Origin of the sequence: Mucilaginibacter sp., from assembly GCF_036383575.1 — a bacterium.
Lineage (GTDB): Bacteria > Bacteroidota > Bacteroidia > Sphingobacteriales > Sphingobacteriaceae > Mucilaginibacter.
Window position 1 is genome coordinate 1 of record NZ_DASVOB010000114.1, and the last position, 5,774, is coordinate 5,774.

General features: G+C 41.8%; 6 protein-coding genes and 1 pseudogene. All 7 read right to left on the reverse strand.

What is annotated here, in order from left to right; all coding sequences use genetic code 11:
• Positions 1-540, reverse strand: a 540-nt coding sequence (locus tag VF500_RS04320) for a hypothetical protein (protein ID WP_330858498.1), incomplete at its 3' end; no start/stop codon positions are given.
• 1 nt (position 541) lies between these two features.
• The gene (locus tag VF500_RS04325; protein WP_330858499.1) at positions 542-1,648 is read right to left on the reverse strand and encodes an acyltransferase; all 1,107 of its coding nucleotides are present in this window, start codon (positions 1,646-1,648) and stop codon (positions 542-544) included.
• A 12-nt stretch (positions 1,649-1,660) separates the two neighbouring features.
• Positions 1,661-2,533, reverse strand: a complete 873-nt coding sequence (locus VF500_RS04330) for a glycosyltransferase family 2 protein (protein ID WP_330858500.1) — start codon at positions 2,531-2,533, stop codon at positions 1,661-1,663.
• On the reverse strand, positions 2,530-3,663 hold the full coding sequence (locus VF500_RS04335) for a hypothetical protein (RefSeq protein WP_330858502.1): 1,134 nt from the start codon (positions 3,661-3,663) through the stop codon (positions 2,530-2,532). Before VF500_RS04335 ends, VF500_RS04330 begins: the two co-directional genes overlap by 4 nt.
• A gap of 23 nt (positions 3,664-3,686) precedes the next feature.
• Positions 3,687-4,655: a hypothetical protein gene (locus tag VF500_RS04340; protein ID WP_330858503.1), complete on the reverse strand. Its 969-nt coding sequence runs from the start codon at positions 4,653-4,655 to the stop codon at positions 3,687-3,689.
• Positions 4,656-4,661: 6 nt separating this feature from the next.
• Entirely contained in the window at positions 4,662-5,219 is a 558-nt protein-coding gene (locus tag VF500_RS04345) for an acyltransferase (RefSeq protein WP_330858504.1), read from the reverse strand.
• Positions 5,216-5,774: pseudogene (locus VF500_RS04350) on the reverse strand (polysaccharide biosynthesis protein); the annotation flags it as partial. The pseudogene VF500_RS04350 and the gene VF500_RS04345, both read right to left, overlap by 4 nt.

Genomic DNA, 5,774 nt, shown 5'->3' on the forward strand with positions numbered 1-5,774 from the left:
AGCTCCTTTATCCGATACCAACCTCCCTAAAAAAACAAAGCTTTTAGGTTTGCTATCGTTAGCTATAGTTTGTACAAAAAGCTCGTCGTTATACGCATTTTCAATTACAACCGCATCCGGCCAGCATTTTTGCCTGATCGCATCGCTTACAGCAATAACGCTTGAAGCTTTCCCTAACCACAGGTACTTTGTTCTTGCTGCGACGGATTTTGAACCGTCTTCATTGCTTAACCAGGTATTTAATGAAACAACCAATGGCTTTCTGAAAAAAACAGCGGGCCACGACATCCTTAAAACAGGACTATTTTCAAAAACTACATCGGCCCAGTTATGCTCGAACAGCAATTGCCTTAAACCTGGATTACGAACAACTTTATAAGGAAACACTTCGGTGCCTGACTGTTGTGTCCATGTGAGCAGGTGCACTTCGGCCCCGTAGTTGTGAAATGCTTTTGCCAAAAATTCGGCATTCGCTTCAGTTCCACCCAAATCGGGGTAGAACTTATGTGTAAGTAATAACACTTTCAGAGATTGAGCCATATTAGGTATTGGCTTTTGCCAGTGATAAGGTTTTTCCCTTTTGCAATACTTTCTTAAAAAAGCTCGTCCAGTGTTTCCGGTTTTGTTCCATAATGGAACCGATCACCATGGTAGCTGTAAATACAATCAGCATAGCTATTGTAAATTGCGTAACATCAAACAGTCTTGTTTTCCATACTGACCGCACCAGTACCAGCATGGGGTCATGCAGCACATATAATGGAAATGTAAGGTCGGCGAATTTCCTGATCAAGTTTACAACTGGGCTTGTTTTTTTAACCTCTTTGTTATCATACTGAGGCAGCATCCATAATGCCAGTGCTACAAAAACACCAATGATGAAATCGGTAATAAACTGCCCGGCAAAAAATAAGGGAGCCTTGCCTAAATGAAGCGGGTAACCCGGCAGGATACAAAATAAAGTTATCGCGATGCCGATCATTACTGTGATTAATAACCATGATAAGCCATGGTTTTTTATTGGGCTTTTAAAGCGGTACGCGCAATTTCCCAAAAGCCAGATCGGCATCATCAATAAAATTTTGGGCCCGGCTATCAAACAAGCTGCTAATGGTAACAATAGTCCTTTCCAACCTTTTGTCCGGAAGAAGAACAATCCGAATACTACATAGTACCAAAACTCATATGATAATGACCATAATGGCCCGTTTATAGGAGGCGAAGCAGACAAGAACCAGACTTCATTCAGAAACAGTCCTGATATAATATATCGCGGCCACGAAACGCCCCTGGTATAATGAGCTAATAATGCCGGATCAGATAGTTTCACAACAATTTCAATCAGCGCGGTGATCAGCAATGTTGGTATCACAACCGAATACAACCTGCTTAACCGGGCCTGGGTATATTGTAAAAGTCCACGGTTATTGGCTGTGGTTGAATATGCTATAACGTAGCCGGATAGCGCGAAAAATATGACAACTGCCATATGGCCCCAATCCACACCATTGTAATTATAACCGACGGTAGTGAACCACTGCGCATAACCATGCCCTAAAAAAACAACCAGGGCCGCCACTATACGCAGGCTATCCATAAAAATGCTTGTCCCGCCGGCTATTTTTTTAGGTGCTGTTGAATAAGTCATTGTTTTGCGCAATTAAATTTTCCCGGTGAAAAACATACCGATAAGGCTTGACCTTGAATAGGATTTGTCGGCCCTTACCTCGTCGCTCATTTTGATGCGGCCCAGGGTATTGATAGCTAAGTATTCTACTGCTAAACGGCTTACAATTAATGAGTTTAAAAGCGGCCTTGCAGGGTATTTGCCAAATTTCTTGAGCAGTTTTATCCTGTTTTGGTAAAAGCGGATAACACGCCTGCCTACTTTTTGCGGTGTACCGCTGCCTTTATGAAAAGCCCGAACCGGGATTAAACCGATGCCCCAGCCCTTGCGGATGGCGCTCATACAAATATCATGATCAAGCTCCAGCCAGTCGTAATTTTCATCAAAACCACCAACCTGATGCAATACCTCTTTCCTGATTACCATGGCGCAGGTATACACGGTTATTTGCTTGGGTGTTCTGTTAAAATATTTTTGATAGTAACCATGCAGTTTTTGACCCAGTATCACACTCATGGCGTCCGGCTCAGGTTCAAAGGCAACGGCTGGATTTCCTTCGGCATTTTCTGTGCTGTAAGCAGCGATACCGATAGTTGGGTTAGCCTGAAAAAATGCCTTTGTTTTGAGGATGTATTCTTCCAGCGGCCAGGCATCGGAGTCAAACAGGATCACCAGATCGGTATCTGTAGCGTTTAATCCCTTATTTAAACTTTTAACCAAACCTAAATTTTGCGGGTTACGAAGTAGCTGTACATCTTTGAACTTGTTTTCAAACAACTCGGTTGAGCAATCGTCAACAACGGTAAACTGGTCTATCTTATCATCTGCATAACGTAAACAGTGATCGATACACCTGGAGGTCATCTCCATGGTGTTGTAATTGGTAGTTATTATTCCAACGGTCATGATTTCACACTCAATTTAAACATGGCGCTGTATTGTTCAGCAGCATTTTCAGGGCTATATTTTTCAGCAAAACCAGTGTTCTGGTCGATAAACCTTTTTATGTCAGTTATATATTTCAACTCTTCAATCTCTTCCCTTTTTTGATCATCTTCTGCAAATCCATCGCGCAAAATGATAACGGGGCAGCGGTTATATAAGGCTGCGGCTATACTCCCGCTTTTTTCAAATAAAACTTTGGGATGGTTAGACAAGCTTACGTCGCATGTGCCCAAATAGTCGGCTATATCATTCTCGGGCCATTCACCCAATACATGCATAGGGATACCGGTTTCTTCATGTAGCTCGGCAAACTGCTCTTTTATGCCCCCGCTTTTACCGGCATGCGTAACTATCAGTTTTTTGTTTAGCTGATCACTAATATTTACTGACAATTCCTTTATCCTTGCTGCAAGCAAATTATGAGGATGAAAACCACCGAAAAAACAAGCTAAAACATAATCAGTGCTGTTATTCCTGAAGGCGGCCGGTAATCGTTCGTGAATTTTTTTCCGGGAACCGTTGCCGAGGGGCATATTGCTGAATACCGGTATTTTATTGGTATTGATGCCTGCTTTTAAAAGGCTCTTTTGATAATACCCGTTTGTTGTGGAGATACACTTGGGTTTTAAAGCTTTTACAACAGCTATTGCCGATCGCTTTTGAAAAAATCCGATGATCTTATCTTTCAGCGTACTATCCCTTGATTCACCCTGCCAGATCTCGTGAAACATGATGTGTACACTGGCACTGATCTTTAAACGCCCAAGCTGTTTGGCTAAATCAAAGACAATAGCTCGCTTGTGAAACGAGTAACCTACAAATTGCAGGCTTATCCAATCGGGTGCGAATGTCTCTGTTATATCCTGTAGTTTTATAAAACGCTCACGGGCTTCCATTGAAGCAGGCAGACGAACTTCTGAAATGTCTTTATGTGCTGCATTTTCAATTAAGGTACTGGCATGACGATCATTCAGCGCCAAAAGAAATACCTGGTACCCTTGCTTTACAAACTCCCGTTTCAGGTTTCGTGAGTAATCTCCCACACCGTCGCGCCCGGGTTCCAGAGATCCGCAAATAAGCAAAATCTTCATAATATGATGTAAAAATGCGGGGATTAGTTCCGGGTGTAAAACCTGCCGATAAATGCGCCTACGTTTACAAACAAGTTTTTCCGTTGTACATAATTGTTGTTAAAAAGATTGATAGGGTGATTAACGCACTTCCAAAATTTTTTATCTACGCTTCTGGGACTGACGCCTAAAAATGATTGTTTCAGGAATTTAATACGCCAGGGTTTGGGACTTCCCAAAGCATGAAGCATCAGTGTTGCACCTCCTTGCAAGCCCATCCCCTCTTTACCTACAAAACTCACAACGCCATCCCAGGCGCCAATTGCAATATTCAAAGCATCCTGATCTGTTTTGCTGAAGGGTGCATAATCACCGGCATGCTCTTTGGCCAGATTTGCTTCACCGGGGAAAGGAGCCCGGCTTAATCCGCCTATTAAGGGGCCAATTTTTTCCTGGATCATGATCCAGGTATCAACCAAACCAATGTCTTTTTTATTAACGCCGATAAACCCGGAGTTTACATAAATCTCTCTTTCCAGGTTGAGGCTGATATCAAATTGTCCAAAATATTTTTTCCAAGCCATTTTGCGGGGATGATTGGGAGGAAGCGGAGAGTTTACATCTTCACAAACCGTAACTCCGAATGACACCCATTCTTCATAAAAAGCCCAGTCGTAATCTAAAATGATATCCGGGTCGAAGTAAAAGATATTGTCCACGTCGCGGGCCGGGCCTTCAAAAAGCCACTTCAAAAAATCAGGTTTATAATTGGCTAAGTGGTAAGTGGTTTTTAGCTTAACAAAATGAATTTTTATATAATCATTAACCTTGTAGGTTGCTACTTGCAGATCGTCAAAAAGAGATAAATCTGTTGCTGTGGCCCAGGGGGGCAATTCGCCTAAATAACCTGCGAAAATATCTCCCTTATAACCATGTTTGTGAAGTGAATTAACAAAGGCTGCGACACCAAGATGATAATGTCCTTCAAAAAGCGTACAAATAACTGTTTGCATAGTATTTTATCTGTTTTTTATAAAGCGGGCGGGTGTACCTGCCCAGATCTGATAATCGGGAATTGATTTGTTGACCAAAGAACCGGCGCCTATAATACTACCCTCACCTATAGTTACTCCCTGAAGAATAATACTATGCGTCCCAATCCATACATCGTTCTTTAAAATTATTGACTTGTGTATAACAGGCTGCTGGTTGATCGGCAAGCTGGCCTTCATTTCTCGGCCTGCATCAACAAAGGTTGTGTTGGCAGCTATAAGGCAGTCATCACCTATTGTTAACCCTAAGGTGATGTTGAAATCGCAGCCATGCCCAATAAAAACACGCTGACCAATTTTTACAAAGTTGGTTTCGGCAAACGGCTGAGGGGTTTTAAAAACCACGTCATCCTCAATTACACTTTCCTTCCCAACACTAACTTTGCCGGGCCATTTACACTTAATTTTACCTAAAAACACTCCCTCACTAATCTGCATCCCTAAAACCTTGTAATATTTTTTCCGGAGCGATAAACTAACGTTGCTTAGTTTATGCCTTAACATAGCCGGGAATCTCTGTTTCATGAAACTGCTTGTTTGGGTAGTTTGGAAACCCTGTAAATGAAGTATGTAATTAAAATAATAAAGGCCAGCAAAAAGTCGACTATGGAAAACATCAGCACATTGGTTGTTTTTGAAAGATCCATGGTAACAACCAACAACAGCTGGAATAATATATTGATGGTTAAATTAATTACCGGTTTAATGATCCAACCGCGCGACACCAAAACTGAATAGGTAACGCCTGCAAGCATTGACAAACAGCTCGAGATGGTAATTAACAGCATCTCTTTATTAAGATTTGCGTACCCCTTACCCAATACCCAAAGTACCTGCGAAGGAAACAACATTACTATGACCACTATAATGAAGCTGATCACCAAAAGCGCAATTTCTATTTGTATAAAACGCTGTACCAATAGCTTTTTTTGCTCGGGCAACCGGGCAAAGCGTGGCACAATCAGCGTACTGAACAAGGTGGTAAAAACCGTTAATACTGTAGTTAAACGACTTAATGCGCCAACATGGGCTATGGATTGTGTATTTCCAAATATTGAGATGAGCCAGATGGTTATTTGT

Bases quoted from the DNA above. Each gene is read 5' to 3' on its own strand.
- VF500_RS04325 (WP_330858499.1), bottom strand. From the start codon at position 1,648: ATGACTTATTCAACAGCACCTAAAAAAATAGCCGGCGGGACAAGCATT.
- VF500_RS04330 (WP_330858500.1), bottom strand. From the start codon at position 2,533: ATGACCGTTGGAATAATAACTACCAATTACAACACCATGGAGATGACC.
- VF500_RS04335 (WP_330858502.1), bottom strand. From the start codon at position 3,663: ATGAAGATTTTGCTTATTTGCGGATCTCTGGAACCCGGGCGCGACGGT.
- VF500_RS04340 (WP_330858503.1), bottom strand. From the start codon at position 4,655: ATGCAAACAGTTATTTGTACGCTTTTTGAAGGACATTATCATCTTGGT.
- VF500_RS04345 (WP_330858504.1), bottom strand. From the start codon at position 5,219: ATGAAACAGAGATTCCCGGCTATGTTAAGGCATAAACTAAGCAACGTT.